Annotated in this window: 23 protein-coding genes; 8 read left to right on the forward strand and 15 right to left on the reverse strand. The window is 69.1% G+C overall.

What is annotated here, in order from left to right:
- Window positions 1-2,225, reverse strand: a 2,225-nt coding sequence (locus AC07Q9_RS00005) for a two-partner secretion domain-containing protein (protein ID WP_495306817.1), incomplete at its 3' end; no start/stop codon positions are given.
- A gap of 178 nt (window positions 2,226-2,403) precedes the next feature.
- On the opposite strand from AC07Q9_RS00005, the gene AC07Q9_RS00010 reads away from it, so the two are divergent.
- Window positions 2,404-4,149, forward strand: a complete 1,746-nt coding sequence (locus tag AC07Q9_RS00010; RefSeq protein WP_495306818.1) for an ATP-binding response regulator — start codon at window positions 2,404-2,406, stop codon at window positions 4,147-4,149.
- Here AC07Q9_RS00010 and AC07Q9_RS00015 read toward each other — a convergent pair.
- Window positions 4,146-5,213, reverse strand: coding sequence for an agmatine deiminase family protein (locus tag AC07Q9_RS00015; protein ID WP_495306819.1), 1,068 nt, complete (start codon window positions 5,211-5,213; stop codon window positions 4,146-4,148). The genes AC07Q9_RS00010 and AC07Q9_RS00015 overlap by 4 nt on opposite strands.
- A gap of 71 nt (window positions 5,214-5,284) precedes the next feature.
- Here AC07Q9_RS00015 and AC07Q9_RS00020 point away from each other — a divergent pair, with 71 nt between their 5' ends.
- The 3 genes from AC07Q9_RS00020 to AC07Q9_RS00030 are packed head-to-tail and all read left to right on the forward strand — an operon-like array spanning window position 5,285 to window position 8,587.
- The gene (locus AC07Q9_RS00020) at window positions 5,285-6,223 is read left to right on the forward strand and encodes a LysR family transcriptional regulator (RefSeq protein WP_495306820.1); all 939 of its coding nucleotides are present in this window, start codon (window positions 5,285-5,287) and stop codon (window positions 6,221-6,223) included.
- 59 nt (window positions 6,224-6,282) lie between these two features.
- Window positions 6,283-7,452 (forward strand): agmatine deiminase family protein, encoded by a 1,170-nt coding sequence (locus AC07Q9_RS00025; RefSeq protein WP_495306821.1) that lies wholly within the window; start codon window positions 6,283-6,285, stop codon window positions 7,450-7,452.
- 34 nt (window positions 7,453-7,486) lie between these two features.
- Window positions 7,487-8,587, forward strand: a complete 1,101-nt coding sequence (locus tag AC07Q9_RS00030) for an agmatine deiminase family protein (protein WP_495306822.1) — start codon at window positions 7,487-7,489, stop codon at window positions 8,585-8,587.
- A 16-nt stretch (window positions 8,588-8,603) separates the two neighbouring features.
- Here AC07Q9_RS00030 and AC07Q9_RS00035 read toward each other — a convergent pair whose 3' ends face one another.
- On the reverse strand, window positions 8,604-9,251 hold the full coding sequence (locus AC07Q9_RS00035) for a response regulator (protein WP_492695376.1): 648 nt from the start codon (window positions 9,249-9,251) through the stop codon (window positions 8,604-8,606).
- A 78-nt stretch (window positions 9,252-9,329) separates the two neighbouring features.
- On the reverse strand, window positions 9,330-9,800 hold the full coding sequence (locus AC07Q9_RS00040; protein WP_495306823.1) for a hypothetical protein: 471 nt from the start codon (window positions 9,798-9,800) through the stop codon (window positions 9,330-9,332).
- 229 nt (window positions 9,801-10,029) lie between these two features.
- Between AC07Q9_RS00040 and AC07Q9_RS00045 the strand changes: the two genes are divergently transcribed.
- Entirely contained in the window at window positions 10,030-11,691 is a 1,662-nt protein-coding gene (locus AC07Q9_RS00045; RefSeq protein ID WP_495306824.1) for a GMC family oxidoreductase, read from the forward strand.
- Here the strand turns inward: AC07Q9_RS00045 and AC07Q9_RS00050 are convergent.
- From AC07Q9_RS00050 to AC07Q9_RS00085, 8 genes are read right to left on the reverse strand one after another with little or no spacing between them, the layout of a single operon-like run.
- On the reverse strand, window positions 11,657-12,685 hold the full coding sequence (locus AC07Q9_RS00050; protein ID WP_495306825.1) for a LacI family DNA-binding transcriptional regulator: 1,029 nt from the start codon (window positions 12,683-12,685) through the stop codon (window positions 11,657-11,659). The genes AC07Q9_RS00045 and AC07Q9_RS00050 overlap by 35 nt on opposite strands.
- A gap of 1 nt (window position 12,686) precedes the next feature.
- Window positions 12,687-13,667, reverse strand: a complete 981-nt coding sequence (locus AC07Q9_RS00055; protein ID WP_495306826.1) for a 2-hydroxyacid dehydrogenase — start codon at window positions 13,665-13,667, stop codon at window positions 12,687-12,689.
- Window positions 13,667-14,620 carry a sugar kinase gene (locus AC07Q9_RS00060; protein ID WP_369647598.1) on the reverse strand — a complete coding sequence of 318 codons (954 nt, stop codon included), beginning with the start codon at window positions 14,618-14,620 and terminating at the stop codon, window positions 13,667-13,669. The genes AC07Q9_RS00055 and AC07Q9_RS00060 overlap by 1 nt, the downstream gene beginning before the upstream one ends.
- A gap of 10 nt (window positions 14,621-14,630) precedes the next feature.
- On the reverse strand, window positions 14,631-15,374 hold the full coding sequence (locus AC07Q9_RS00065) for a sugar phosphate isomerase/epimerase family protein (protein WP_495306827.1): 744 nt from the start codon (window positions 15,372-15,374) through the stop codon (window positions 14,631-14,633).
- A complete protein-coding gene (locus AC07Q9_RS00070) occupies window positions 15,374-16,129 on the reverse strand; it encodes an amino acid ABC transporter ATP-binding protein (RefSeq protein ID WP_056583293.1) in 756 nt (251 codons plus the stop codon). The genes AC07Q9_RS00065 and AC07Q9_RS00070 overlap by 1 nt, the downstream gene beginning before the upstream one ends.
- A 27-nt stretch (window positions 16,130-16,156) precedes the next feature.
- On the reverse strand, window positions 16,157-16,954 hold the full coding sequence (locus tag AC07Q9_RS00075; RefSeq protein ID WP_307694136.1) for a transporter substrate-binding domain-containing protein: 798 nt from the start codon (window positions 16,952-16,954) through the stop codon (window positions 16,157-16,159).
- 56 nt (window positions 16,955-17,010) lie between these two features.
- Window positions 17,011-17,664, reverse strand: coding sequence for an amino acid ABC transporter permease (locus tag AC07Q9_RS00080; protein ID WP_369647600.1), 654 nt, complete (start codon window positions 17,662-17,664; stop codon window positions 17,011-17,013).
- A 31-nt stretch (window positions 17,665-17,695) separates the two neighbouring features.
- Complete coding sequence (locus AC07Q9_RS00085; RefSeq protein WP_495306828.1) at window positions 17,696-18,367, reverse strand: amino acid ABC transporter permease; 672 nt, start codon at window positions 18,365-18,367, stop codon at window positions 17,696-17,698.
- 135 nt (window positions 18,368-18,502) lie between these two features.
- Here AC07Q9_RS00085 and AC07Q9_RS00090 point away from each other — a divergent pair, with 135 nt between their 5' ends.
- Window positions 18,503-20,200 carry a hypothetical protein gene (locus tag AC07Q9_RS00090; RefSeq protein ID WP_495306829.1) on the forward strand — a complete coding sequence of 566 codons (1,698 nt, stop codon included), beginning with the start codon at window positions 18,503-18,505 and terminating at the stop codon, window positions 20,198-20,200.
- Between the two features lie 58 nt (window positions 20,201-20,258).
- Here AC07Q9_RS00090 and AC07Q9_RS00095 read toward each other — a convergent pair whose 3' ends face one another.
- Complete coding sequence (locus AC07Q9_RS00095) at window positions 20,259-20,795, reverse strand: cysteine hydrolase family protein (RefSeq protein WP_492678012.1); 537 nt, start codon at window positions 20,793-20,795, stop codon at window positions 20,259-20,261.
- Window positions 20,796-20,949: 154 nt separating this feature from the next.
- Between AC07Q9_RS00095 and AC07Q9_RS00100 the strand changes: the two genes are divergently transcribed.
- Together AC07Q9_RS00100 and AC07Q9_RS00105 are read left to right on the forward strand one after the other, a co-directional pair.
- Window positions 20,950-22,077 carry an MBL fold metallo-hydrolase gene (locus AC07Q9_RS00100; protein WP_495306830.1) on the forward strand — a complete coding sequence of 376 codons (1,128 nt, stop codon included), beginning with the start codon at window positions 20,950-20,952 and terminating at the stop codon, window positions 22,075-22,077.
- Between the two features lie 570 nt (window positions 22,078-22,647).
- Window positions 22,648-23,601 carry an ABC transporter substrate-binding protein gene (locus tag AC07Q9_RS00105; RefSeq protein WP_489057347.1) on the forward strand — a complete coding sequence of 318 codons (954 nt, stop codon included), beginning with the start codon at window positions 22,648-22,650 and terminating at the stop codon, window positions 23,599-23,601.
- 18 nt (window positions 23,602-23,619) lie between these two features.
- On the opposite strand, the gene AC07Q9_RS00110 is transcribed toward AC07Q9_RS00105, so the two are convergent.
- Both AC07Q9_RS00110 and parC read right to left on the reverse strand, forming a co-directional pair.
- Entirely contained in the window at window positions 23,620-23,817 is a 198-nt protein-coding gene (locus AC07Q9_RS00110) for a hypothetical protein (protein WP_225617000.1), read from the reverse strand.
- Window positions 23,817-26,213 (reverse strand): DNA topoisomerase IV subunit A, encoded by a 2,397-nt coding sequence (parC, locus tag AC07Q9_RS00115; protein ID WP_495306831.1) that lies wholly within the window; start codon window positions 26,211-26,213, stop codon window positions 23,817-23,819. The genes AC07Q9_RS00110 and parC overlap by 1 nt, the downstream gene beginning before the upstream one ends.
- Window positions 26,214-26,260: the final 47 nt, after the last annotated feature.

Raw genomic sequence — 26,260 nt, forward strand, 5'->3', positions numbered from 1 at the left:
ATGTTGCCAGCGAAGGTGGTGTCGGCGCTGCGGTTGAACACCAGCGCGGCGTTGTTGGCGATGTGGCCGAGGATGCTTCCGCTGTCGCGGATCTCCAGGGTGCCAGCGTTGAGGGTCGTGCCGCCGGTGTACGTGGCGTTGCCGGTGTAGACCAGCGTGCCCGCGCCGGTCTTCGTCACGTTGCCGCTGCCGGTGATGTTTCCCGCGAAGGCCGCATCGTTCGATCGGTTGAAGACCAGTGCCGCGTGGTTGGTGACATTGCCGCTGATGCTGCCGCTGTTGCCGCCATCGCCGATCTCCAGGGTGCCTGCGCTGATCGTGGTGCCGCCTGTGTAGGTGCTGGCGCCCGTCAGGGTGAGCTTGCCGGTGCCGGCCTGGGACAGCGACCCCGCGCCGCTGACGCTCCCTGCAAAGGCCACGGCATCGTTGCGCTTGAAGATGAGCTGCGTGTCGAGCTTGACGTTGCCCGAGATCGATCCCCGGCTCCCGCCGTCGCCGATCTGCAAGGTGCCCGCGCGGACCGTCGTACCGCTGCCGCTGGTGTCGCGGGTCTCGACCGAGCCCGTGACGACGGTGCCGCTGGCGGCATCGAGGGTGAACATGCGCGCCGAGACATCGCCGCTGATGGTCAATGCGCGGCCGGTGTTCAGGCTCAGCGCGCCACCGCTGTAGAAATAGGCCACCTCGGCGATCTGGTTGAGATTGCCCAGCGTCGCACTGCCCGCCGAATTGCCCCACAGCTTGTCGGCCGTGAGGGTCCCGCTGCTCTGCACGATGGCGCCCATCGCATCGAGAGCCATGTCGCGGCCACTGACGTCGCCGCCGAGCGTCAGGCCGCCGTTCACTGTCAGGGCCACGCTGGCGTTGCCATTGAGCGAGCCGGAGACAGAGAGCGACCGCGCGTTGGTCAGGCGGAAGCCCGCGGCCGAAAAACCATTGAGGTCGCCAATCGCGTTGTTGCCATCGAGGCTCGTCTCTCCGCCGGAATTTCCCCTCAGCGTGCCGCCCAGAATCGCTCCCGTTCCCACGGCCTGCGTGATCGCACCGCTCGATGAGAGCGTGATCGCGCCGGAACCCGCATCGATCCTGTGCCCGCTTGCGAAGTCGATCGGGCCGCCTTCCATGCTGATGGCTCCGCCCGATGTGGTGCCCGTTGCGTCGATCGATCCGCCGACCGACACCCCGGTGTTGGAGTACAGGGCGACTTGCCCTCCCCGGACTCCGCTCACGTCGATCACGCTCGTTGCGCTTGTGACGACAGCGCCACCGCTTGCGCTCAGCGTCACGCTGCCGATGGTGTTTGCACTGGTCGATCGGGCCTGGACCGTGCCGCTGTTGCCGACCAGTCGAGCGAACACCCCCGGTGCGGCTTGCGCCTGCAGCACGATCATGCCGTCGTCGGCTTGCAGTGTTCCGGTGTTCTCGACGGCGGGCAAGGTGGCGTCCCGGGCGCCCTGGAGCGCGCCATTGGCTGCAATCGTGACCGCCGTCCGCCCCAGGCTGTCGGCAACGAGTTCCGCACGGCTGGCCGCGATCAGCTCGATGCGCCCCCCGGTCGCGGCGATACGGTTGCTGTTCCGCACGGCGTGGCCGACAAGAGCCACCGAGCCGCCAGAGGCCGCCGCGATTTCTCCGCTGTTGAGGATGTTTGCCGGTGGCGCATTGCCGCTCTCCAGCAGATAGTTGTCGCTGATGCCGACACGCGTGATGCCCAGCGACGTCAGCAACAGCGACCCCGTCGCGAGCGTTGCGCCCGAGCGTGCGACGATGCCGTCGGGATTGGTGATGAAAACCTTCCCCTTCGAGCTGATGTTCCCGTCGATGCCGGTGAGCAACCCATTGGCGATCTGATTGAGTGCGGTCGACGAGGCGAGCGGCTGATCGAAGCTCACCTGTCCGCCCGCACCTACATCGAAGCTTCCCCAACTCACGCCGATGAACGGTGAAGTCTGGATCACGGACAAAACACCGGCGGACGGCATGTTGATGCTGCCGTTGCCGGTAAAGATCGATGGTCCCGAGGGCCGCGTCTGTGCGAGGACGGCGCCTGCGGGCATCGTGATGGCCAGCGCCAGAACGGTCTTCCCCAACGCCGTGAAGCGCCCGCGGCGCGCGACCTGGCGACGCCTGCCGCCGCTACCGCCGCCCGATGCATGCGCGGTCTCCGACACGGCCTGAAGAACACCGCTCGCGCGATTGAAGACAAGCCGGTAGACGCGGTTCATTGATTTTTTTCCTTTTTTGGGTCAGGGCAAACGGGGTGCGATGGATGCACAGCGGCGCGATGCTATGCAGCCCTTGAGCGCGGCGCATTGGACTAAAGTCCCATGACGCCCCCCACGCCACGCGTTACCTTGAGATCGCCACCTTCGGCGATCCCACCTCCTCCCCCTTCACACACCGATGAGCGCCACCCCACCCACGACGCCCGCCGACCCCGTCTTTGCCGCGCGCATGGCCGCCTTGCGACGCAACTTTCCGTTCTCGCTGCTCGGCGTGATGCTCACGGCGGGGCTGGTGGTCGCGGCGCTGTGGGGCGCGGTGCCGCACGAGCAGTTGCTCGCCTGGGTCGGCGCCAACGCGGCGCTCACCGCGGTGCGCGCCTGGCAGGTAGCGCGCTACCGTCACGCCGAGCACGACCCGGGCGCGCTGCGGCGCTGGCGGCGCGGCGCGATGGTCGGAGCGGTGCTCGGCGGCTTGCTGTGGGGGCTGCCGCTGGCGGGGTGGATGCTGCAGGTGTCGCTGCCGCAGCAGATGTTCATCGTGGTGGCGATGCTCACCATGGGCACGGGCGCGATCTATGCCTACTGCATCGACCTGGGGCTGCTCTACGGCTTTCAGGTGACGTACTTCGCACCCGCGATCCTCGCGATGGGCACGCTCGACGACGTGCTGCTGCGCGTGATGTCGGCGGCCGGCGTGCTCTACCTGTTCGTCACGCTGGCCTTCGCGCAGCGCATGTACCGCACGCAGGTCGATTCGCTCGAGCTGCGCTTCGAGAACCTCTACCTGCTGCGGCAGCTGCGCCTGGAGAAAGACGCGGCCGAGCGCAGCGACCTCGCCAAGTCGCGCTTCCTTGCCGCGGCCAGCCACGACCTGCGCCAGCCGGTGCATGCGCTGAGCCTGTTCGTGGGCGTGCTGCGCGGGCAGGCGCTGCCGGCGGCGAGCCGGCACCTGGTCGACAGCATCGGCCGCGCCGCCGCGGCGATGGGGCTGCTGTTCGAGGGCCTGCTCAATGTCTCGCGGCTCGACGCGGGCGTGGTGCGCGTGAAGGCGCGGCCGTTTGCGCTGGCGCACCTGCTCGATCAGATCCAGCTGGAGTTCGCGCCGCAGGCGGCGGGCAAGGCGCTGTCGCTGCGCTTGCGCGCGGGCGATGCCGTGGTGCACTCCGACCCCGCGCTGCTCGACCGCGTGCTGCGCAACCTGGTGGAGAACGCGATCCGCTACACGGCGCGCGGCGGCGTGCTCATCGGCTGCCGCCGCGCGGGCGCCGACGCGCTGCGCATCGAGGTGTGGGACACCGGCCCCGGCATTCCGCCCACCGAACAGGAACAGGTGTTCTGGGAGTTCCACCAGCTCGGCAACCCCGAGCGCGACCGCACCAAGGGGCTGGGGCTGGGCCTGGCCATCGTGCGGCGCACGGCCGCGCTGCTGGGCCATCCGCTGGCGCTGCGCTCGCGTGTCGGCCGGGGCACGGTGTTCTCGGTGACGGTGCCGCTGGCGCACCAGGCGCTGCCCGTGCCCGAGGCGCCGCCCGCGCCGCTGCCGGCCGACACCGGCCGCCTCGTGCTCGTGGCCGAGGACGACGGCGAAAGCCGCCTGGGCCTGCAGCTGCTGCTCGAAAGCTGGGGCCTGCGGGTGATCGCGGCCGAAGGCGGCGACGAGCTGCTGGCGCTGGCCGCGCGCCAGCCCGGCAAGCCGGCGCTCATCATCAGCGACTACCGCCTGCGCGCGGGCGAGACCGGCATCGACGTGGTCGATCGGCTGCACGAGGAATACAACGACGACGCGATTCCCGCGCTGATCGTGAGCGGCGACACCGATCCGCGGCGCTTGAGCGACGTGGCGGCGCGCGGCTGGCAGATGCTGCACAAGCCGGTGGACCCGGCGCAGCTGCAGGCGACGGTGTCGCAGCTGATCGCGCCCTAGAAGCCGCGCACGGCCAGGCGATTCCCCCGCATCGGCTGCTGCTGCGTCGAGCAATGCACGGCGCCGCCGCCCAGCGAGATCGCATCGATCGGCAGCAGCTCGACGCGGCGGCCTGGGAACGCACGCGCGAACACCTCGCGCGCCTGCGCATCGCGCGGCACGCCGAAGGCGGTCGAGATCACCACGCCGTTGACGAGGATGTAGTTCGAATAGAGGTCGCAGAAGCGCGTGCTGCCGTAGGTGTGCACGTCGCGCGGCACGGGCAGGTCGAGGATCTCGAAGCGACGGCCGCACGCGTCGGTCGCCAGTTCGAGCGCGCGGCGGTTCTCCTGCATCGCGCGAAAGTAGTCGCCCTGGTCGGGGTCGGCCGCATTGAAAAGAATGCGGGCCGGCGCAATGAACGACGCGATGCCGTCGATGTGGCCATCGGTCTCCACCTCGGCCGCGTGGCCCGGCAGCCAGACGATTTTCTGCACGCCCAGCATGCGCCGCAGCTCGGCCTCGATCTGCGGCTTGCGCAGGCCCGGGTTGCGGTTCGGGTGCAGCAGGCAGCTCTCGGTGGTGAGCAGCGTGCCCTCCCCGTCCACGTAGAAGGCACCGCCTTCGAGCACCATGTCCGAACGCACCAGCGGCACGTCGGCCAGCGCGGCGATGTCCGCGGCGGCGCGCTGGCAGCCGTCATGAGGGTGGTACTTCTCGCCCCATGCGTTGAAGCGGAAGCCCACCGCGGTCTGGCTCGCCTGGTGCTCGTCGACGAGGAAGATCGGGCCGCAGTCACGCAGCCAGTTGTCTTCGGCCGCGATGGGCACCACGCGCACCTGCGGGCCGCAGACCGCGCGGGCCGCGTCGGCCAGCGGTGCGTGCGCGGCCACGATGCAGCGCTGGTAGCGCGCGATGGTGCGCGCCAGCAGGCCGAACGCGCGGCAGACCGCGTCGTAGTGCGCGCCCCACAGGGCTTCGCGGTGGTCGAGCACCGGCCAGCCCAGCCAGGTGGCGGCCATCGGCTCCCATTCGGCGGGCATGCGCAGGCCGGCGCGGCGGGCGTCGAAATCGTTGGAAATCAAAGGGTCCTTCAGAAGAAATTGCAGGGACGCTCACTCTGACTTGAATTCCTTCGATGAAAAAGCGACATTTCTTGGCTGAATTCATCGACGCCATTCATATGTCCAACACCCGGTTGCCCTCTTTCAAGTTCCTCATCGGCTTCGAGGCGGCGGCGCGCCTGGGCAACTACTCGCGCGCGGCGGAAGAGCTGTTCGTCTCGCAGTCCGCCGTGAGTCACCAGATCTCGCAGCTGGAGCAGCAGGTCGGCCAGCCGCTGTTCCGGCGCAAGGGGCGCGGCGTGGAGCTGACGGTGGCGGGCAGCCTGCTGCTGGACAGCGTGGGCAAGTCGCTCGAGCACATCCGCAACGGGCTGGCCCGCATCGAGACCTACATGGACGACCGGCTCGTCACGCTGGTGTGTCCCGCGCCCGTGGCCAGCGGCTGGCTGCAGCCGCGGGTCGACCGGCTGCTGCAGGCGCACCCGGACCTGTGCCCGATCATCTCGGTCGACGAGAGCGCGCGCTTCATCGACGAGCTCGACGTGGACATCGCCATCACCCGCGCGCCACTGCGGCAGGAAGGCGTGTTCGAGGTGCCGCTGCTCACCGACGAACTTGTGGCCGTCGGGCCGCCCGCCCAGAAAGAGGAAGACAACCTCGGCCTGCTGTGCCTCGAAGAAGACCTCACGAGCGACCGCATCGGCCCCTTCATCCGCGCGCATTTCGGCGGCCTGCGCAAGGCCGCGATCTACGACGACCCGCGCCTGGTGCTCGACGCGGCCTTGCGCGGCCGGGGCATCGCGCTGGTGTCGCGCCTGCTGGCCGACGACGCCTTGCGCACGGGGCAATTGCGGCAGTGGCCGGACACCCCGAGCCTGCCGCTGGGCACCCTCTGGATCGCGTGCGCCGAAGGCCCCTCACGCCTGCCGCTGGTGCGGGAGGTGTTCAACAGCCTGCGGCGGTTTGCGCAGGAAGACGCTGGCGATATGAGACAGATCGATCAATCCATTGAAAAGACATCAATTGTGTAGATAGATAGGCGTCGACAGAATCCGGGGCTTCCTAGAACTTAGTAGTAACCCTGATTCCAATGACAACGCGACGCACTCTCCTGAGCCTGGGCGGCCTGGGCCTTTTCGGTGGACTCGTGACCGCCTGTGGCGGCGGTGGCGGTGGTGGGGGCAGCGGCATGCTGCCGCCCTTCCCCGTGCCCATGCCTACCCCTTCGCCGTCTCCCGCTCCCGCCCCGGCACCTGCGTCCGGCTGGCGCATGCCCGACGAAGGCGACGCCCACCGCGCCGTGTGGATGGCCTTCGCGGCGCGCGAATCCATCTGGACGGCCGAGATGCGCCAGCCGGTGTTCCAGGCGCTGGCGCGCATCGCCAATGCCATCAGCGTCTACGAACCGGTCAAGATGCTGGTGAATCCCGCGGATGTTTCCACGGCCCGCCAACTGTGCGGCTCCAACGTGCACCTGATCGAACACGCCATCGACGACCTCTGGATGCGCGACACCGGCTGCGTCTTCGTGCGCAACGCCCGTGGCGAGCGCGCCGCCGTGAGCTTCAACTTCAACGGCTGGGGCAACCAGCAGGCCCATGCGCGCGACGCCACGGTGGCCGCGCGCATGGCCGAACTCACGGGCGTGCCGCTGCTGCGCAGCAGCCTCGTGATGGAAGGCGGCGGCATCGAGGTCGACGGCCAGGGCACGGCGATCATCACGGAGAGCTGCGTGCTCAACAACAACCGCAACCCGGGCGTCAGCAAGGCCGACGCGGAGGTCGAACTCAAGCGCATGCTGGGACTGGACAAGATCATCTGGCTGCCCGGCATCGCGGGCCGCGACATCACCGACGGCCACACCGATTTCTATGCGCGCTTTCTCAAGCCCGGCGTGGTCGTGGCGGCGCTGGACACCGACCCGAAATCGTACGACCACGCCGTGACACACCGCCACCTGGAACTGCTGACCGGCGCCACCGACGCGCGCGGGCGCCCCCTGCAGATCGTCACGCTGAAGACGCCGAGTCAGGTGCGCCCCACCTTTGCGCGCAAGGAGTTCGCGGCCGGCTACGTCAACTTCTTCCTCACCGACAAGGCGGTGTTCATGCCCGAGTTCGGCGACGCCGTGGCCGACAGCGCGGCCCGCGCGGCGCTGGCCGCGCACCTGCCCAGCCACCAGATCGTGCAACTGGACATCGACGCCATCGCCGCGGGCGGCGGCGGCATCCACTGCACGACGCAACAGGAACCGGCGTGATGCCGCGCCCCCTCCCCTGATTTCGGAGACCGACATGCACCTTCCCCTGACCCGCCGCCGCCTGCTGCACGGCATGGGCCTGGCGCCCCTGGCCTCGTTGAGCCTGGTCGCCACGGCCACGGCCGCAGCACCCGACACCTGGCACATGCCCGACGAGGGCGACGCGCACCAGGCCACCTGGATGTCCTTCGGCCCCAGCGAACGCGTCTGGGGGCGGCGCCTGCTGAAGCCGGCGCGCGAACACCTGGCGCAGATCGCCCGCACCATCGCCGCCTTCGAGCCCGTGCACCTGCTGGTGCGCGAACAGGAGCACGAGCTGGCGGCGCGGCTGTGCGGCAACCGCGTGACGCTCGAGGTGCAGCCGGTGGACGACCTGTGGATGCGCGACACCGGCCCCGTGTTCGTGCGCAATAGCGCGGGCGAATGGGCCGGCGTCGATTTCAACTTCAACGGCTGGGGCAACAAGCAGTCGCATGCGCGCGACGCCGAAGTGGCCGAGTACGTGACCGACGCCGCCGAGGTGCAGCGCCTGCGCACGCGGCTCGTGCTCGAAGGCGGCGGCATCGAGGTCGACGGCGCGGGCACGGCCATCATCACCGAGAGCTGCGTGCTCAATGCCAACCGCAACCCCGGCCTGCGCAAGGAAGCCTGCGAAGCCGAACTCAAGCGCCTGCTGGGCCTGCGCAAGATCATCTGGCTGCCCGGCATCGCGGGCCGCGACATCACCGACGGCCACACCGATTTCTATGCGCGCTTTGCCGCGCCGGGCGTGGTGGTCGCGGGCCTGGACGACGACCCCGACTCCTACGACCACGCCGTGACCCGGCGCCACCTGGAGATCCTGCGCCAGGCCACCGACGCACGCGGACAGCGCCTGCGCGTGGAGGTGCTGCGCGGTCCGGAGACGGTGCGCAGCACCTACGAGTCGGACGAGTTCGCGGCGGGCTACATCAACTTCTACGTCTGCAACGGCGCCGTCATTGCGCCGCAGTTCGGCGATGCGCGCGCCGACGGCAACGCTCGCTCGCTTCTGCGCGAGCTGTTCCCCAAACGGGAGATCGTGCAGCTCGACATCGACGCCATTGCCGCCGGCGGCGGCGGCATCCACTGCACGACGCAGCAGCAGCCGCGCTGACCGCGTTGCGGCGCTGCTAGCGCGGGCGCCCGAGCATCCCCGCGCGCCGCGCCGCGATCACGGCCTGCGTGCGGCTGGTCACGCCGAGCGCGCCGAAGATCGCCGAGATGTGCGCCTTGATCGTCTTCTCGCTGGTGGCCAGGCGCAGCGCGATCTCGGCGTTGCGCAGCCCTTCGCACAACAGCTGCAGCACCTCGGCCTGCCGCGCCGTGAGCGTGCTCAGCACGTCGGTGGGCGTCGACAGCACGGGCAGCGACGCACCGCCCGCCGGCGAGGCCTGCACCACGTTCTGCTCGCCCGCCATGACGCGGCGCAGCGCGTCCATGAGCTGCTGGCTGTCGGCCGACTTGTGCACGAAGCCCTGCGCGCCGGCGTCCAGCGCGGTGTCGATGTCCTGCGGGTCTTCGGAGGCCGACAGCACCAGGATGCGCAGGCCGCCACGCCGCCGGTGCAGCTCGGCCAGCAGGGCCGCGCCACCGAGGTCGGGCAGGTAGTAGTCGGTCATCACCGCATCGAGCTGGGGCAAGGTGGCGAGCGCCTCGAGCGCTTCGGCGCCGTTGCGGGCCGTGGCGACAGTCATCGTCGGCTCGGCTTCGCGCAGCGCGAGGAACAGGCCTTCGCGAAACATCGCGTGGTCGTCGATCAACAGGATGGTGGCGGGCATCCTTCGATTCTGGCGGCAACCGGCGTCGAACCCCACGGTTCCCCGTGGGTGCCGGAGGAAACCCGCCGGGTATCGCCCTCAGCGGTCCGCGGGCGGACGGCGCGCCGCCGCCGTGCGCGAGCCCGGCCGGGGCGACACGCGCGATGCCACGCGACGGTGGCGCGGCACGCGCGAACCCCGGCGCCCTGGCGGTGCCGACGGTGGCGGTGCCTGCCGGTGGGCCTCGAAGCGCGCTTCCTTCTGCTTCAGGTAGTGCATGAGCACGTGCGAGACCATGTTCAGCCCGATGGTGCCGAACGCCGCCGGAAAGATGTACAGCGCGATCGACAGCTCCGACGAGAAGACGAGGTCGTCCGCCAGCGAAGGCGTGGCCTGCGCCAGCCGCGCCAGCGCGATCAGCAGCAGGCCGAAGGCCAGCACGGTGGTCTTGGAGAACTCGCGCCGCACGAACAGCGTGACGAAGATCGCGGCGGGCAGCACCAGCGAGCACAGCACCAGCCCCCAGAAGCGGACCTCGGTGAATATCGTCGCGTCTGAAAGCAGGTGCATGGGCAGAGCGTTGAAGGGCGGGCGCAGGGTCGAGCGCTCCGAAGGCGCATTGGGCCACGGGCGGCGCGTTGCAATTTGTCCGCTGGGTGAAGCATCGGTAAAGCCCCCAAGGTGCGTCCACGGCAGGGGAAACCCGTGGAGTCCGACCCCAGGGACGCTGGCCACAATGCCGGTGCGCGCATCGGCGCACGGGCATCCTCACATCCAACGACAAGAAGGACCAGAAGCCATGGCGGAATTCGACTACGTGATCGTGGGCGGCGGCTCGGGCGGCGCCACCTTGGCCTCGCGCCTGAGCGAGGACCCGTCGGTGACGGTCTGCCTCATCGAGGCCGGCGGCGACGGCCGCGGCATCCTCGTGCGGGCGCCGGCCGCCGTGGTGGCGATGCTGCCGGGCCGCCCGCGCATCAACAACTACGCCTACCAGACCGTGCCGCAGCCCGGCCTCAACGGGCGGCGCGGCTACCAGCCGCGCGGGCGCTGCCTGGGCGGCTCCAGTGCGATCAACGCCATGCTCTACGTGCGCGGCCACCGCGAGGACTACGACGACTGGGCGCGCGCGGGCTGCACCGGCTGGAGTTTCGACGAGGTGCTGCCGCACTTCCTGCGCGCCGAAGGCAACCAGCGCGGTGCGAGCGCGCTGCACGGCGCCGACGGCCCGCTGCAGGTGTCGGAGCAGCAAAGCCCGCGCGCCATCACCGAGGCCTTCGTGCGCGCCGCCGCCGAGTGCGGCATTGCGCGCAACGACGACTTCAACGGCCCCGAGCAGGAAGGCGCGGGGCTCTACCAGGTGACGCAGTTCCACGGCGGCGCGAAGAACGGCGAGCGCTGCTCGGCCGCCGCGGCCTACCTGCACCCGGTGATGGACCAGCGCCCCAACCTCTCGGTGCTGACCGGCACGCAGGCCCTGCGCGTGGTGCTCGAAGACCGGCGCGCGGTGGGCGTCGAGGTGCGGCGCGGCGGCAACGTCGAAACCATTCGCGCACGCCGCGAGGTGGCGCTGTGCGGCGGCGCCTTCAACTCGCCGCAGCTGCTGATGCTCTCGGGCATCGGCGACCCCGACGAACTCGCGCGCCACGGCATCGCCGTGCGGCATGCGCTGCGCGGCGTGGGCCAGAACCTGCAGGACCACTGCGACTTCATCGTCGCCTACAAGTCGAAGCAGACCGACATGTTCGGCATCGGCCCGGTCGGCGGGCTGCACCTTCTCAAGGCCATCGGCCAGTGGCGCCGCGACGGCACGGGCCTGGTCGCCACGCCGTTCGCGGAAGGCGGCGCCTTCATCAAGTCGTCGCCCGAACTGCGCCGGCCCGACCTGCAGCTGCACTTCGTGATCGCGATCACCGACGACCATGCGCGCAAGCTGCACGCCGGCTTCGGCTTCTCGTGCCATGTGTGCGTGCTGCGCCCCAAGGGCCGGGGCGACGTGCGGCTGAACGACGCCAGCCCCGACTCGGCGCCGCGCATCGACCCGCGCTTCCTGGCCGACCCCGAAGACATGGCGCTGCTGCTGCAGGGCGTGAAGAAGACGCGCGAGATCATGCGCGCGCCCGCGCTCGAAAAGTACCGCCACCGCGAGGTCTACACCGCCGACGCCCACACCGACGCGCAGCTCGAGCAGCACATCCGCGCGCGCGCCGACACCATCTACCACCCGGTGGGCACCTGCAAGATGGGTGTGGATGCGATGGCAGTGGTCGACCCGCAGCTGCGCGTGCACGGCATCGCGGGCCTGCGCGTGGTCGACGCCTCGGTGATGCCGACGCTGATCGGCGGCAACACCAACGCGCCGACGATCATGATCGCGGAGCGCGCGGCCGGCTGGATGCGCGGGCCGGCCTCCTTCGCGGCATCCGCTACGGCAGTGCCGTCGATGAGCCTCGCACCATGAGTTCACCGGGCAGCAACAGCTGACGCGGCGCCGCGTCGAGCCCGCGCAGGCGCTCGATGAGGCAGGTGGCCGCGGCGCGGCCGATCTCGTCGGTCGGCTGCGCCACGGTGCTCAGGCCCGGCCCGATGAGCGAGGCCCATTCGGGATCGTCGAAGCCCACGAAACCCAGGTCGGCGCCGAAGCGCCAGTCCAGCCGCGCCATGGCCTGCGCCACGCGCAGCGTGACCACGGCATTGCCCGCGACCACCGCCGCGCGGCGGCCGCGCTTGGCGCGCTGGCGCAGCGCACGCAAGGCCTCGTCGAGCACGTCGTTCTCGCCCTCGACCGATTCGAAGACCTCGCCCGCCACGCGCGGCTCGTGCGCGGCCACGCAGGCGCCGAAGGCGGCCGTGCGCTCGCGCCGCGAACTCACGCCCTTCTGCGGCTCGGTGACGTACAGCAGCTCGCGATAGCCGCCTTCGACCAGATGGCCGCAGGTGTCGCGCATGGCGGCGTGGTTGTCGAGCGAGACGAAGTCGGTGTGCATGCCCGTGTGCCGGCGGTCGACCAGCACCGCCGGCTTGCCGTGCAGCGTGACCGCGTCGACCACGTTGCTGCCGCGCCCCAGCGTGTTGAGGATGAAGCCGTCGACCTGGTAGCCCGCGAGCGCATCGATGGCCTCGCGCTCGCGTTCGCTCTCGTTGCCGAGGTTGAACAGCATCACGAGGTAGCCGGCGTCCTGGCAGGCCTTCTCGGCGCCGCGCAGCACGGCCACCGAGTACGGGTTGGTGATGTCGGCCACGATCAGGCCGATGAGCCGCGAGCGGCCGTGGCTCAGCGCCTGGGCCATCGGGCTGGGCGAGTACGCCAGCTTGGCGATGGCGGCCTCGACGCGCGCGGCGATGTCGGGACTCAGCAGCCGCTCGCGGTGGTTCAAAAAGCGCGAGACAGTGGCCTTGGAGACGCCCGCGGCTTCGGCGACGTCGGCGATGGTGGCGCGGCCTGTGGGCTTCATGTCAGGCGGCGGCGGTGTCGTAGGGGGCTGTGGGCTTCTGGCCGGCCAGCACCTGCAGCAGGTTGGTCGTGGCCAGCTCGGCCATCGCGTGTCGCGTCTCGTGCGTGGCAGAGCCAATGTGCGGCAGCGGCGTGACGCGCGGGTGCGTGCGCAGCGGCGAGTCGGCCGGCAGCGGCTCCTTCGCGAACACGTCGAGGCCGGCGGCGCGCAAGGCGCCGTGGTCCAGCGCGTCGAGCAGCGCGGCTTCGTTCACGGTGGCGCCACGGCCGCCGTTGATGAACGACGCGCCCGGCTTCATGCGTGCGAAGAAGGCGGCGTCGATCATGCCGCGCGTGGCGTCGGTCAGCGGCAGCATCGCGAGCACGATGTCGGCGCGCGCGAGCAGGTCGTCCAGCGGCGTGTGGGTGGCGCGGCCCTGCAGCTCGGGCGCCTGCGCGGCCAAGTCGACCGGGCGGCGCGCGTGATAGAGCACCGGCATGCCGAAGCCCAGTGCGGCGCGGCGCGCCACGGCCTGGCCGATGCGCCCGAACCCGAGGATGCCCAGCGTCTTGCCGTGCACGTCGGTGCCGAAGAATTCCTCGCCGATGTTCTTGGTCCAGCGGCCTTCGCGCACCATCGTCGACAGCTCGACCACGCGCCGCTGCGTGGCCATGAGGATCGCGAACACCGTGTCGGCCACGGTCTCGGTGAGCACGTCGGGCGTGTGGCACAGCACGATGTGGCGCTTGTGCAGTTCGGCCAGCGGGTAGTTGTCGACGCCGACCGACACGCTCGAAATCACTTCGAGCTGCGGCGCCGCATCCAGCAGCGCAGCGTCGACGTTGTAGCTCGAACCGATCAGCCCGTTCGCGGTGGCAAGCGCAGCGGCAAAGGCCTCGGGCGCCTTGCGCGGATCGGCCACGGTGACGTGGTGCACCGCCTGCAGCCGCGCCAGCTGGTCTTCGGGCAGCGCCCGGAACACCAGCACATTCTTCTTGGTCATCACAGTCCCGCTTCTTCGAGTTGCGCCCGCGTCGGCAGGCCTTCGGTGTCGCCGAGCACCTGCACGGCGCGCGCGCCGATCCAGGCGCCGCGGCGCACCGCGTCGGGCACGCTGCGGCCTTCGAGCAGCGCGCTCACCACGCCGGCCGCAAAGCCGTCGCCCGCGCCCACGGTGTCGATCACTTCCTTCACCGGGAAGCCGTCGACATGGCCGGTGCCGGCCACGTCGCTGTCGTAGTAGGCGCCGGCCGCGCCGAGCTTGACGACGACCAGCTTCGCACCGCGTTCGCGGTAGAACCTGGCCACGTCTTCGGGCTTGTCATGGCCCGTGAGCAGCAGGCCCTCTTCGATGCCGGGCAGCACCCAGTCGGCGCGCGAGGCGAGTTCGTTCACCCAGTGGCGCATGGTCTCGGTGGACGACCACAGCGTGGGCCGCAGGTTGGTGTCGAACGAGATGGTGCGGCCGGCCGCGCGCATCACGTCCATCGACTTGAGCGCGGCCTGAAGGCTGGTCTCGGAGATGGCGGCGAACACGCCGGTGGCGTGCAGGTGGCGCGCCGAGCGCAGCCAGGCTTCGTCGACATCGGCCGGGCCCATGTGGCTGGCGGCCGAGCCCTTGCGGTGGTATTCGATCGGCGGGTCGCTGCCGTCGGTGACGCGGCCCTTGAACTGGAAGCCGGTGCGCTGCGTCGCGTCGGTGATCACGTGCGAGCAGTCGATGCCCTCGGCGCGCATCGCGGCCAGCAGCGCGCGGCCCATGGAGTCGGTGCCCAGGCGGCTGGCCCAGCCGACCTTCAGGCCCAGGCGCGACAGGCCGATGGCCACGTTGGTCTCGGCACCGGCGGTTCGCTTGTGGAACGACTGGGCGTCTTCCAGCGGGCCGGGCCGGTCGGCCACGAGCAGCAGCATGGCTTCGCCGAACAGCGCGACGTCGAAGGCGGTGGGTTGCGTCATGTGTGTGTTCCTACGCCCGTGCGGCGCGGATGAAGTCGATCTGCGTGCGGGTGACGGCCAGCAGGTCGTCGCCCACGAGCGGGTATTCGATGGCGTGGGGCACGTCGGCCGGCAGTGCGCGCAGCACCGCGCGCCACGGCGCGACCGAGTCGCCCAGCGGCACCGCCACCCATTTGTGCGGCAGGCGCTGCGCGCCCTTGCAATGCACGTAGCGCACGCGGTGGCCGAGCGCCTGCGCGGCCTGCAGCGGGCACTCGCCGAGCCAGTGCCAGTTGCCCATGTCGAAGGTCATGCCCAGCGGCACGCCGGCGCGGTCGGCCACGTCGAAGAAGGCCTGCAGCGCGGCCAGCGTGCCGGCGCGCACGGTCTGGTCGTTCTCGATCAGCAGCTCCACGCGGGTTTCGGCCAGCGCGACTTTCAGGCCCCAGAGCGAACCGTGCGACGAAGCCTGGAAGTCGCCGATGGACATCTTGAGCCGCTTCGCGCCCACGCGCGTGGCGGCGGCGATGCCGCGTTGCAGCGCGGCGCTGTCGAGCCAGCCGCCTTCGGCCCACAGGCCCTCGGGGCTGGAGTACACGGAAGCAAGACCGTTCAGCGCGGGCAGTTCCGCATCGGCGTCACGCAGCATCTCGCCACGCACTTCCACAGAATCGGCACCGGCCGCGCGCGAAAGTTGCGAGCACCAGAGCTGGCCGTGCCGCCCCACCTCGGCCGCACCGAAGGACGACAGAGAAATCAGGACTTCGAAGGCCATCAGTGGGCTTGGTGCGAGCTGAGGATTTGCCCGAGGAACTGGCGCGTGCGCTCGTCCTTGGGGTTGCCGAAGAACTCCTGCGGCGGTGCCTGCTCGACGATCTTGCCGTCGGCCATGAAGATCACGCGGTCGGCCACGCTGCGGGCAAAGCCCATTTCGTGCGTCACGCACAGCATGGTCATGCCGTCTTCGGCCAGGCCGATCATGGTGTCGAGCACTTCCTTGACCATCTCGGGGTCGAGCGCGGAGGTGGGCTCGTCGAACAGCATGATCTTGGGCGACATGCACAGCGCACGCGCAATGGCCACGCGCTGCTGCTGGCCGCCCGAGAGCTGGCTCGGGTACTTCTTCGCCTGCTCGGGAATGCGCACGCGCGTGAGGTACTTCATGGCCACCTCTTCCGCCTGCGCCTTGGTCATGCCACGCGAGCGCATCGGCGCCAGCGTGCAGTTTTCCAGGATGGTGAGGTGCGGGAACAGGTTGAACTGCTGGAACACCATGCCGACTTCGGCACGCACCGCATCGACGTTCTTGCCGCCCGCGGTCAGGTCGATGCCGTCGACCACGATGCGGCCCTTTTGAACCGTCTCGAGCCGGTTGATGCAGCGGATGAGCGTCGACTTGCCCGAGCCCGAAGGCCCGCAGATCACGATGCGCTCGCCCTGGCGCACCGACAGGTCGATGCCGGTCAACACCTGGAATTCACCGTACCACTTGTTGACCGCTTCCATGCGGATGATCGATTCCGTCGTCATGCCAGGATTCCCTTCAAGCGCTTTCGCTTATTGCATCTTCGGCAGGTCGGCCTGCAGCCACTTTTGATAGAGCTTGTTCAGCTCGCCGTTGGCGGTGTTCTTCTGCACGAAGGCGTTCACGGCCTTGGTGAGTTCTTCCTGGCCGGGGCGCATCGCGATGCCCATCGACTGCTGCACCAGCGTGAACTTGTTTTCGAAGGTGTTGGCCGGCACGCGCTTGGCGATCTGCGCCGCGACGGTGACCGAGCAGCCGATCGCATCGACCTGGCCCGAGATCAGGGCCTGCATGGCCGAGGCGTCGTCGTCGAAGCGGCGGATTTCCGTGCCTTCGGGCGCGGCCTTGGTCACGGCCACGTCTTGCGTCGAGGCGCGGGCCACGCCCACGCGCAGGCCCTTCAGGTCGCCTGCCGCCTTGATCGAGGTCTTGGTCGCGCCGTACAGCACGATGGTCGCGGCCGCGTAGGGCTGCGAGAACTGCACCTGCTTGGCGCGCTCGGGCGTCACAGCCAGCGAAGCCACCAGCAGGTCGACCTTGTTGGTCAGCAGGAACGGAATGCGGTTCGGGCCGGTGACCGGCACGATGTTGGCCTTGACGCCCCAGTCCTTGGCCAGCAGCTTGGCCACGTCGGCGTCGTAGCCGTCGGGCTGGTTCTTGGCGTCGGTGGTGCCGTAGGGCGGGAAGTCGACCAGCATGCCGATGGTGATCTCGCCCTTCTTCTTGATGTCGGCCATGCTTTGTGCCGAAGCGAAGGGAGCGAACACGGTCAGCGCGGCGCCGAGGCCCAGGGCTGCGATGGCAGCGCGGCGGGTGGTGGTAACGGTCATTGGATGTGTCTCCTGAATAAAGAAAGGAAGCGACGAGAAAGGAAAAGCGAAAAGGGTCAACGTGCGAGCGCCTGGGCGCGCTTGCGCTCCATGCGCGCGGCCAGCAGCGACAGCGGCCAGCAGATCACGAAGTAGATGGCGGCCACCACCGAGAACACGATGAGCGGCTGGAAGGTGGCGTTGTTGACGATCTGCCCGGCGCGCGTGATCTCGACGAAACCGATGATGGCCGCGAGCGACGTGCCCTTGATGATCTGCACCAGGTAGCCCACCGTGGGCGCCAGTGCGATCTTGAAGGCCTGCGGCAGCACCACGTCGCGCATGCGCGCCACGTAGTGCAGGTTCAGCGCCTGCGCCGCCTCCCACTGGCCGCGCGGAATGGCCTGGATGCAGCCGCGCCAGATTTCGCCCAGGAAGGCCGCGCTGTTCAGCACCAGCGCCACGCCGGCGGCGACCCACGGGTTGATGTCCAGCCCCAGCACCGGCGCGCCGAAGAACACCAAGAACAGCTGCAGCAGCAGCGGCGTGCCCTGGAAGATCTGGATGAAGGTGGTCGACACGGCGCGTGCCCACGTCGATTCCGACGTGCGCATCAGCGCGATGAGCAGCCCCAGGATGGCGCCGCCCACGAAGGCGATGGCCGACAGCGCCAGCGTCCACTGGGCTGCTTCGAGGATGAAAAGGAATTCGGGAAAACCGAAGGTGCGCATGGTGTGTGCTCCGTCCGTCGTGGTCAGTCAGTTACCGGCGGTCCGGGTAGTTGAGCGTGCGCTTGTAGATCAGCTTGAACATGGCCGAGAAGGCCAGTGCCAGCGCGAGGTAGATGCCGGCCACGACGATGTAGATCTCGAAGCTGCGGAAGGTCTGCGACTGCAGGTTGGCGGCCACCGAGGTCAGGTCGTCGGCCGAAATCACCGACACCACGGCCGAGCTCAGCATCAGCAAAATGAACTGGCTCGTGAGCGCCGGGTAGATCGCCTTCAGCGCGGGCTTGATGATCACGAAGCGGAAGATTTCCCAGGGCTTGAGGTTGAGCGCACGGCCTGCCTCGATCTGGCCCTTGGGAATCGACTCGATGCCCGCGCGGATGATTTCCGTGGCGTACGCGCCCAGGTTCACCACCATCGCCACCAGCGCGGCCGTCTGCGGCGACCAGCGCAGGCCGATGGCCGGCAGCGCGAAGAAGAAGAAAAACAGCTGCACGAGGAACGGCGTGTTGCGGATCACCTCGATGTAGGCATTGACGAGGAAGCGCAGCCAGCCCGGCCCCGAGGTCTTGCCCCAGGCACAGAAGATGGCCACCACCAGCCCCAGCAGGGTGGCAATGAGCGAGAGCTGCACCGTGATCCACGTGCCCTTGAGCAGCAGCGGCCAGGCGGCAAAGACGGCGTCGAATTGGAACTGGTAGTTCATGGCGGAGCGTGCACGGCCAGGCCGTGCGCAGACCCTGAAAGGAATGCTTGCAGCTTAAATGAAACCGGTTTCAGACCTAGCTAGGGATTCCCCTAGGTGGGCGTTTTGACTCACCCGCCTGCCTACACTGGCGCGATGCCGAACCCCCACGCGGACCCCACTTCTTCCCCGGCAAGCACCCCGGCCACCGGCCCCGTCGTGCAGCATTTCCGGCAGGCGCTGCTCTGGCCCTTGCGCCTCGTGCCGGCGCCCGGCGCGGCGCCCACGCACCACGGCCCCTGGCACGTGCTGCGCGACCTGGGCGAGGCCTCGCCCTGGCGCGAAGAGGTCGACGAATACACCGGCGACAGCGGCCGCTTCCACGAGCGCCACTACAACGAGTTCGTGAGCTTCCTGCCCTACGTGCAGCGCTTCCTGTACGGCGAAGGCCGATCGCGCGGCAGCACCAGCGACGGCACAGGCAGCGATGGCGATTCGCCGATGCGCGTGTTCCGCCGCCGCGACATCGCGGCCGTGCGGCTGGTGGCGCACCCCGGCGAGGCGCCGATCACCCTCGACGTGATTCACTGCGACCTGTATTTCTTCTTCGACATCGACGTGGTGCTGCTCAACCTCGAGGTCGGCACCGACCACCTGAGCCTCGCGCAGGCGCAGGACATCCTCTACCGCTTCGGCCGCGCCTACCCCTCGGGCTGGGAGCCCGACGGCGCCGCCCTGCACTGCATGGCCAGCGTCGAATGGCTGGACGCCGACGGCCGCGTGCTCGCCGCCTCCGACGCGCAGCAGCGCGACGCCTTCCTGTCGCACGTGGCCCAACACCGCGCGCCGCGCATCGCGGCGCACTGGGCCTACCTGATGCAGCCGCTGGTGAGCGACCATTCGGACGACCCCGGCGTGCTGCGCTACCGCCAGATCGAGTACTACCGCATGCCGGTGATGGCGTACCTGTCGATGGACGACCCGCGCCGCCTCACGCGCGACGACTTCGTGCGGCTCGCGCTCGTCACCGGCGCGGGCGGCGCCGACGCCCACCTGCCCTATGCCGAGCACCACCTGGCCGACTTCGAGCACAAGTACTGCTACGACCGCTTCTGGGTGAACGCGGGCGCGGCGCCCAACACGCGCTACCTGTGCAACGGCCACGCCCTCATCGTGGTGGGCGACGCGCGCTCCGAGTTCTTCTGCTGCCGCGACCGCGGCGTGCTCGCGCAGTTCAGGCACCAGCACTTCCTGCTGTTCCTCATCGCGCACTTCCAGAAAGCCTCGCTGCTGATGTTCTCGGACCAGTTGGTGGAAGCGCTGAAGAAGCTCGACATCCGCAGCACGCCGAGCGTGAAGCAGTTCAAGCGCGCCATCCGCGCGAGCTTCGAGCGCTTTCTGCGCTTCACGCACCGCTACTGGTTCCACGAGATTTCGGAGCAGGCGCAGGTGCGCGCGCTCTCGCACATGTGCGCCGCGCACCTCGGGCTCGACCCGCTGTACGACGAGGTCAAGGCGCGCATCGCCGACATGAACACCTACCTCGATGCCGACAGCCTGCGCCGGCAGGCCAGCACCGTCGTGCGGCTCACGGTGGTCACGCTGTTCGGCCTCATCGGCACCGTCACCACCGGCTTCCTCGGCATGAACCTGCTGGCCGAAGCCGATGCGCCACTGTGGCGCAAGGCGATCTGGTTCGGCGTGGTGTTCGTGCTCACCACCTGGCTCACGATCTACACGATGGTGAAGTCGCAGCGGCTGTCGGATTTCATCGATGCGCTGTCGAACGACAAGCTGAGTTTGCGGGGCAAGCTGGCGGCGCTCGCGCGGGTGTGGCGGGCGGGAGCGGACTGAAGCTCGGGTTCAGGGCGGTCGTTGATCGGCTGCGCACGCACCCCGAACGCCATCCCGATCAATCGCCGAAGACAACGTCCGCGCTGTCGATCGCGCGGATCGGCACGCCGAAGCTCGTGATGTCCGACAGCGTCGCGTTGTGGTGCGCGCGGATGAAGGCGCCCTTGGCATGCGGCTTGTCGTGCGAGGTGTGGGCGTCGGCCGCCAGCACCACCTCGTAGCCCAGCGCGGCGGCGCGGCGCACGGTGGTGTCCACGCAGAACTCCGACGAATAGCCGCAGACCACCACGCGCCGCACGCCCTGCCCCGACAGCCAGGCCTCCAGCGGCGTGCGCAGGAACGAGTCGGGCGTGGTCTTGCGCAGGCGGGCATCCGCCGGCGTCACCTGCAAGGCATCGGCCAGCTGCCAGCGCTCGGAGTCGAACTCCAGGTCGATGGCGTTCTCGTGCTGGACGAAGGCCACCGGCACGCCGGCCGCGCGGGCCCGCGCCGTGAGCGCGTTGATGCGGCCGATGACCGCTTCGGCCTCGTACGGCCGGGGCGGATCGTCGCAAAGGCCGCGCTGCATGTCGATGACGAGGATGGCAGTTTTCATGGCGATGAAGGGCTGTGGACGTAGATCGCCGGAGTATGCCGCCGGCCCGCGGATTGCCCCCGCCCGCCGAATGTTTCTGTCGCTGAAACCATTGAAAAGCCAACTCCCGCTAGTCTCGCGCCTCAAGACCAACACACACGCAGAGGGCTTTCCCATGGCTGACGAATCGGATTCGCAAGGCGCTTATTTACCCCGGCTGCTGCGCCGCAGCGCGGTGCTCGCCACGGCGGGCTGCGCGTTCGTCGCGGGCTGCAGCAGCGCCGGCGGCGGGGAAGCGCGCTACGACAACTCACCGCAGTTCAAGGGCGGCGTGTTCCAGAACATGCCCAACCCCGAGCTGCAACCCGCCGCCAGCACCTGGCGCATCTGGTCGCGCTTCATCGTCGGCAGCAAGGTCGATACCGTGCCGGTCGACCCGATTCCGGTGCGCGCACTGACGCCCCAGGCGCTTGACGCGCTTGCGGCCGACGCCAACCATGTGGTGCGCCTGGGCCACTCGTCGCACCTGCTGAAGCTCAAGGGCAAGTACTGGCTCATCGACCCCGTGTTCAGCGAGCGCGTCTCGCCCTTCACGTGGGTCGGGCCGAAGCGCTTCCACAAGCCGCCGATCCAGCTGGAGCAGCTGCCACCGATCGAGGCCGTGATCCTTTCGCACGACCACTACGACCACCTCGACGTCGCCACCATCGAGTACCTGGCCACGCGCGTGCAGCGCTACTTCGTGCCGCTGGGCGTGCGCGCCCGGCTCGTCGAGATGGGCGTGCCCGCCGAGCGCGTGACCGAGCTCGACTGGTGGCAAGGCGGCGAGCATGCGGGCGTGAAGCTCACGGCCACGCCCGCGCAGCACTTCTCGGGCCGCGCGGTCACGCTGACCGACCGCGACCGCACGCTGTGGGCCTCGTGGGTGGTGCAAAGCGGCGACCAGCGCATCTTCTACAGCGGCGACTCGGGCTACTTCCCCGGCTTCAAGCAGATCGGCGAACGCTTCGGCGGCTTCGACCTGGCACTGATGGAAAACGGCGCCTACGACGCCTACTGGCCCGGCGTGCACATGACGCCCGAGCAGAGCGTGCAGGCCTTCGAAGACCTGCGCGGCAAGGTGCTCTATTCGGTGCACAACAGCACCTTCGACCTGGCCTTCCACACCTGGCACGACCCGCTGGACCGCATCGCCGACCTGGCGCAGGCCAAGAAGATCGACCTGGCCACGCCGGTGATCGGCGAAGTGCTCACGGTGGGCCAGGCGCGCACCAATGTGCGTTGGTGGGCCGGGCTGAAGTGAGGAGCGCACCGTTCACGCGGCGGTGTGCGTATCAAATGTTGCGCGCCACTTTTGGAAGGTTTACAGACAGTTAACCAGCGGCCGGTTCAATCGCCGTGTCGCCGCGACGAATCCCTCCCCGGACGCCGATCGCGGACGACACCGTCATCTGCAAGGCAGCAGCCACAGGGAGCAAGGTGATCACAAGAAGAACCGGCAAGAAAGGAGGCGGCATCCCCGCCATCTCGACACGCGCCCCGAGGCGCCGCCTGGCGCGTATCGCCAGGGGTTTCGCCGCGGGGCGCGTGCTGGCATCGATCGCGGGCCACAGGGGCAAAGCGAAGGGGGCGCCCCCCATGCGCCGCACATCGACCTGAGCGTCAGCGACCTGGGCAACCCCTTCTGCCTCCAGGTCTGACGCTGCTGCCGCCCACGCTGCCTACCCGCGACAACATCGGCACCTACCGGGACTGGCAGGTCCGTCCATTCACTCGCGCTTACTGCCGCAGATCGCGGATGCGAGGCGGTGCGGAACATGTCATCATCCCCCCCCCCTTCACCGGCCCCTCTCGCAACGAGGCCCTCGCACCCATGCCCATGAAACGTCCCTGGCGCACCTGGCTGCTGGCCCTCCTCCTCGCCGTGGGCCCCGCGGGCAGCGCGCTCGCGACACATGCCAACCATGGCAAGGGCCCGCACGTCGGCGTGCTCGTGAGCGACCTGCGCAACCCCTTCTTTGCCTACATCGCGCGCGCGGTGGAAAGCACGCTGGCCGAAGACAGTCGCGGCGCGGCGCACATCACGGTCGTGTCCAGCGGGTTCGATCCGCAGCGGCAGGACGAGCAGCTCAAGGAAATGATCCGCCAGCGCGTGCAGCTGGTGATCGTGACGCCGGTCGATTCGACCAGCCTGCACGCCCGCGTCGCGGAGGCGCGCGCGGCCGGCATCAAGGTGGTGGCGGTCGATGCGCTCGTGCAAGGCGCGGACGCGGCCGTGGTGACGGACAGCCGCGCGGCCGGCAAGCTCTCTTGCGAACACCTGGTGCGCAGGCTCGGTGGCAAGGGCGAAGTGGCGATCATCGACGGCCCGCCGAACACGGCCGCAGTGGGCCGCGTCGGCGGTTGTCGCGAAGCACTGAACGCCGCACCCGGCGTGCGCGTGGTGCCGATGGCATTGAACGGCGGCGCCACCAAGGACGGCGGCGTGGAACAGATGACGCGGCTGCTCGCGCAACATCCGAAGCTGTCGGGCGTGTTCGCCATCAACGACCTGTGCGGCATCGGCGCGGAGCTGGCGGCCCAGGTCGCGGGACGCCGGGACCTCGTGATCACCGCGATGGACGGCTCGCCGGAAGTGGTGCAGCGGCTGCGTGACCCCGCCACCTTGATCGCCGGCAGCGCCACGCAGTCGCCCACGTTGATGGGCCAGCGGGCAGCCGAGATCGGATTGAAGCTCCTGAAGGGCCAGGCACCGCCGCAGCGCGTGCTGCTGTTGCCGTCGAAGCTCGTGACGCGCGAGAACGTCGGCGGCTACGACGGCTGGTGAGGCCGCCCGCCGAGCGACTTACTTGCCTTCCTGCTCGCGCCGCTCGCGCGCGCGCCGCACCTGGCGCGTCTCGTTGGCCTGCGCGATGGCGCGGTCTTTCGCGCGCCGCTTGCCCTGGCGCTTCTCGCGCATGCGGCGCCCCAGGATGTAGCTGCCGAAGCCCGTGACCACGGCGAGGATCACGCCGAGGATGCTGATGTCGATGCCGCCCAGCATCAGAGCACCCGCACGACGCTCGCCGGCGTGAACCCGAGGTCGGCCACCTTGCCCTTGCGCCCGCGGGTCCCCATCGCGTTGTTGAGCGAGCGGATCTCCAGCGTTTCCTCGCGCTCCTTGCCGCCGCGGGCGACGCCTTCGATCCGCACGCTGCGCGTGTAGGCCACCGCGCCGGCCAGCGTGTCCTTGGCCTCCAGGTCGATCAGCGTCAGGCCGCGACCGCCCTTGGGCAGGCTCTTGAGCTCGGTGATGTCGAAGGTCAGGATGCGCTTGCCGCTCGAGGCGCAGGCCACGTGCGTGGCGGCCGGCATCGGCTCGGCGCCGCTCGCACCGCCGACCAGCGACGGACGGCACAGCTGCTCGCCCTCGCCCACGTCGATGAAGGCCTTGCCGCCGCGCTGGCGCGACATCATGTTCTCGACGGTGGCCATGAAGCCGTAGCCGCCCGTGTTGGCGAGCAGCACGCAGGCGCCCACCGGGCCCGCGAAGAAGTGCGTGACGTGCGTGCCGGCATCGAGCTCGATGAGCGTCGTGACGGGCTGGCCGTCGCCGCGCGCGCCGGGCAGCGAGGCCACGGGCACGGTGTACACGCGCACGCTCTTGTCCTTGGCGCTGCCGAAGACCAGCAGCGTGTCGACGCTGCGGCATTCGAAGGCGCCGTAGAGCGTGTCGCCCGACTTGAAGCTGTACTCGGGTGCGGTGCCGCCATTGCCTGCAGCCTTCTCGCTGGCCCAGCCCTTCTGCGCGCGCACCCAGCCCTTCTGCGACACGATCACGGTGACGGGCTCGTCGACCACCTTCACCTCGGCCACGGCGCGCTTCTCGGCCTGGATGAGCGTGCGGCGCGGGTCTTCGAAGGTCTTGGCGTCGGCTTCGATTTCCTTCACCAGCAGGCGGCGCAGCGCGGCCGGGCTGGAGAGGATGTCTTCGAGTTTCTTCTGCTCGTCGCGCAGGCCGGCCAGCTCCTGTTCGATCTTGATGGCTTCGAGCCGCGCAAGCTGGCGCAGCCGGATTTCAAGAATGTCCTCGGCCTGGCGGTCGCTGAGGTTGAAGCGCGCAATGAGCGCCGCCTTCGGGTCTTCCGCCGCGCGGATGATGGCAATGACCTCGTCGATGTTCAGCAGCACCAGCTGCCGGCCTTCGAGGATGTGGATGCGGTCCTGCACCTTGCCCAGGCGATGGCGCGAACGCTTCTCGACGGTGATCTCGCGGAACGCGATCCACTCGTTGAGCATCTGGCGCAGCGACTTCTGCGTGGGCTTGCCGTCGATGCCGACCATCGTGAGGTTGATCGACGACGAGGTCTCGAGCGAGGTCTGCGCCAGCAGCGTGGTCGCGAACTCGTCCTGGCTGATGCGCGAGGTCTTGGGCTCGAACACGAGGCGCACGGCGGCGTCCTTGCTCGACTCGTCGCGCACCACGTCGAGCATCGACAGCATCGCGGCCTTCAGCTGGGTCTGGTCGGCGCTCAGCGCCTTCTTGCCGGCCTTGACCTTCGGGTTGGTGATTTCCTCGATCTCTTCGAGCACCTTCTGCGTGCTCACGCCGGGCGGCAGTTCGTTGACCACGAGCTGCCACTGGCCGCGCGCGAGGTCTTCGATCGTCCAGCGCGCGCGCACCTTGAGCGAGCCGCGGCCGGTGCGGTACGCATCGGCGATGTCGCTGGCACCGCTGATGATCTGCGCACCGCCCGGGTAGTCGGGGCCGGGCACGATCGCCAGCAGCTCTTCTTCGCTGAGCTTGCCGTTCGACTTGATCAGCGCCACGCAGGCGTCGGCAATTTCGCGCAGGTTGTGGCTCGGGATTTCGGTGGCCAGGCCCACGGCGATGCCGCTGGCGCCGTTGAGCAGCGTGAACGGCAGCCGCGCCGGCAGCAGGCGCGGCTCTTCGGTGCTGCCGTCGTAGTTGGGAATGAAGTCGACCGTGCCTTCGTCGATCTCGTCGAGCAGCAGGCTGGTGATGCGCGCCAGACGCGCTTCGGTGTAGCGCATGGCCGCGGCGCCGTCGCCGTCGCGGCTGCCGAAGTTGCCCTGGCCGTCGACCAGCGGATAGCGCTGCGAAAAGTCTTGCGCCATGCGCACCAGCGCGTCGTAGGCGGCCTGGTCGCTGTGCGGGTGGAAGCGGCCGAGCACGTCACCGACGACGCGCGCGCTCTTCACGGGCTTGGCGCCCACGGTGCCGTTGGTGCCGCCGAAGCCCAGGCCCATGCGCGACATCGAGTACAGGATGCGCCGCTGCACCGGCTTCTGGCCGTCGGACACATCGGGCAGCGCGCGGCCCTTGACCACGCTCAGGGCGTATTCGAGGTAGGCGGTCTGCGCGTAGTCGGCCAGCGTGAGGGTGGTGTCGCCGTCGGTGGGGCCTGCAAGGTCGAGCGGAGGTTGAGAGTCGTCCATGAAGAAGAGAGAAAGAAAACAGTTGCGTGGGGCTGCGTGCGTGGTGC

The organism is Variovorax sp. GW821-FHT09A10 (genome assembly GCF_059418385.1).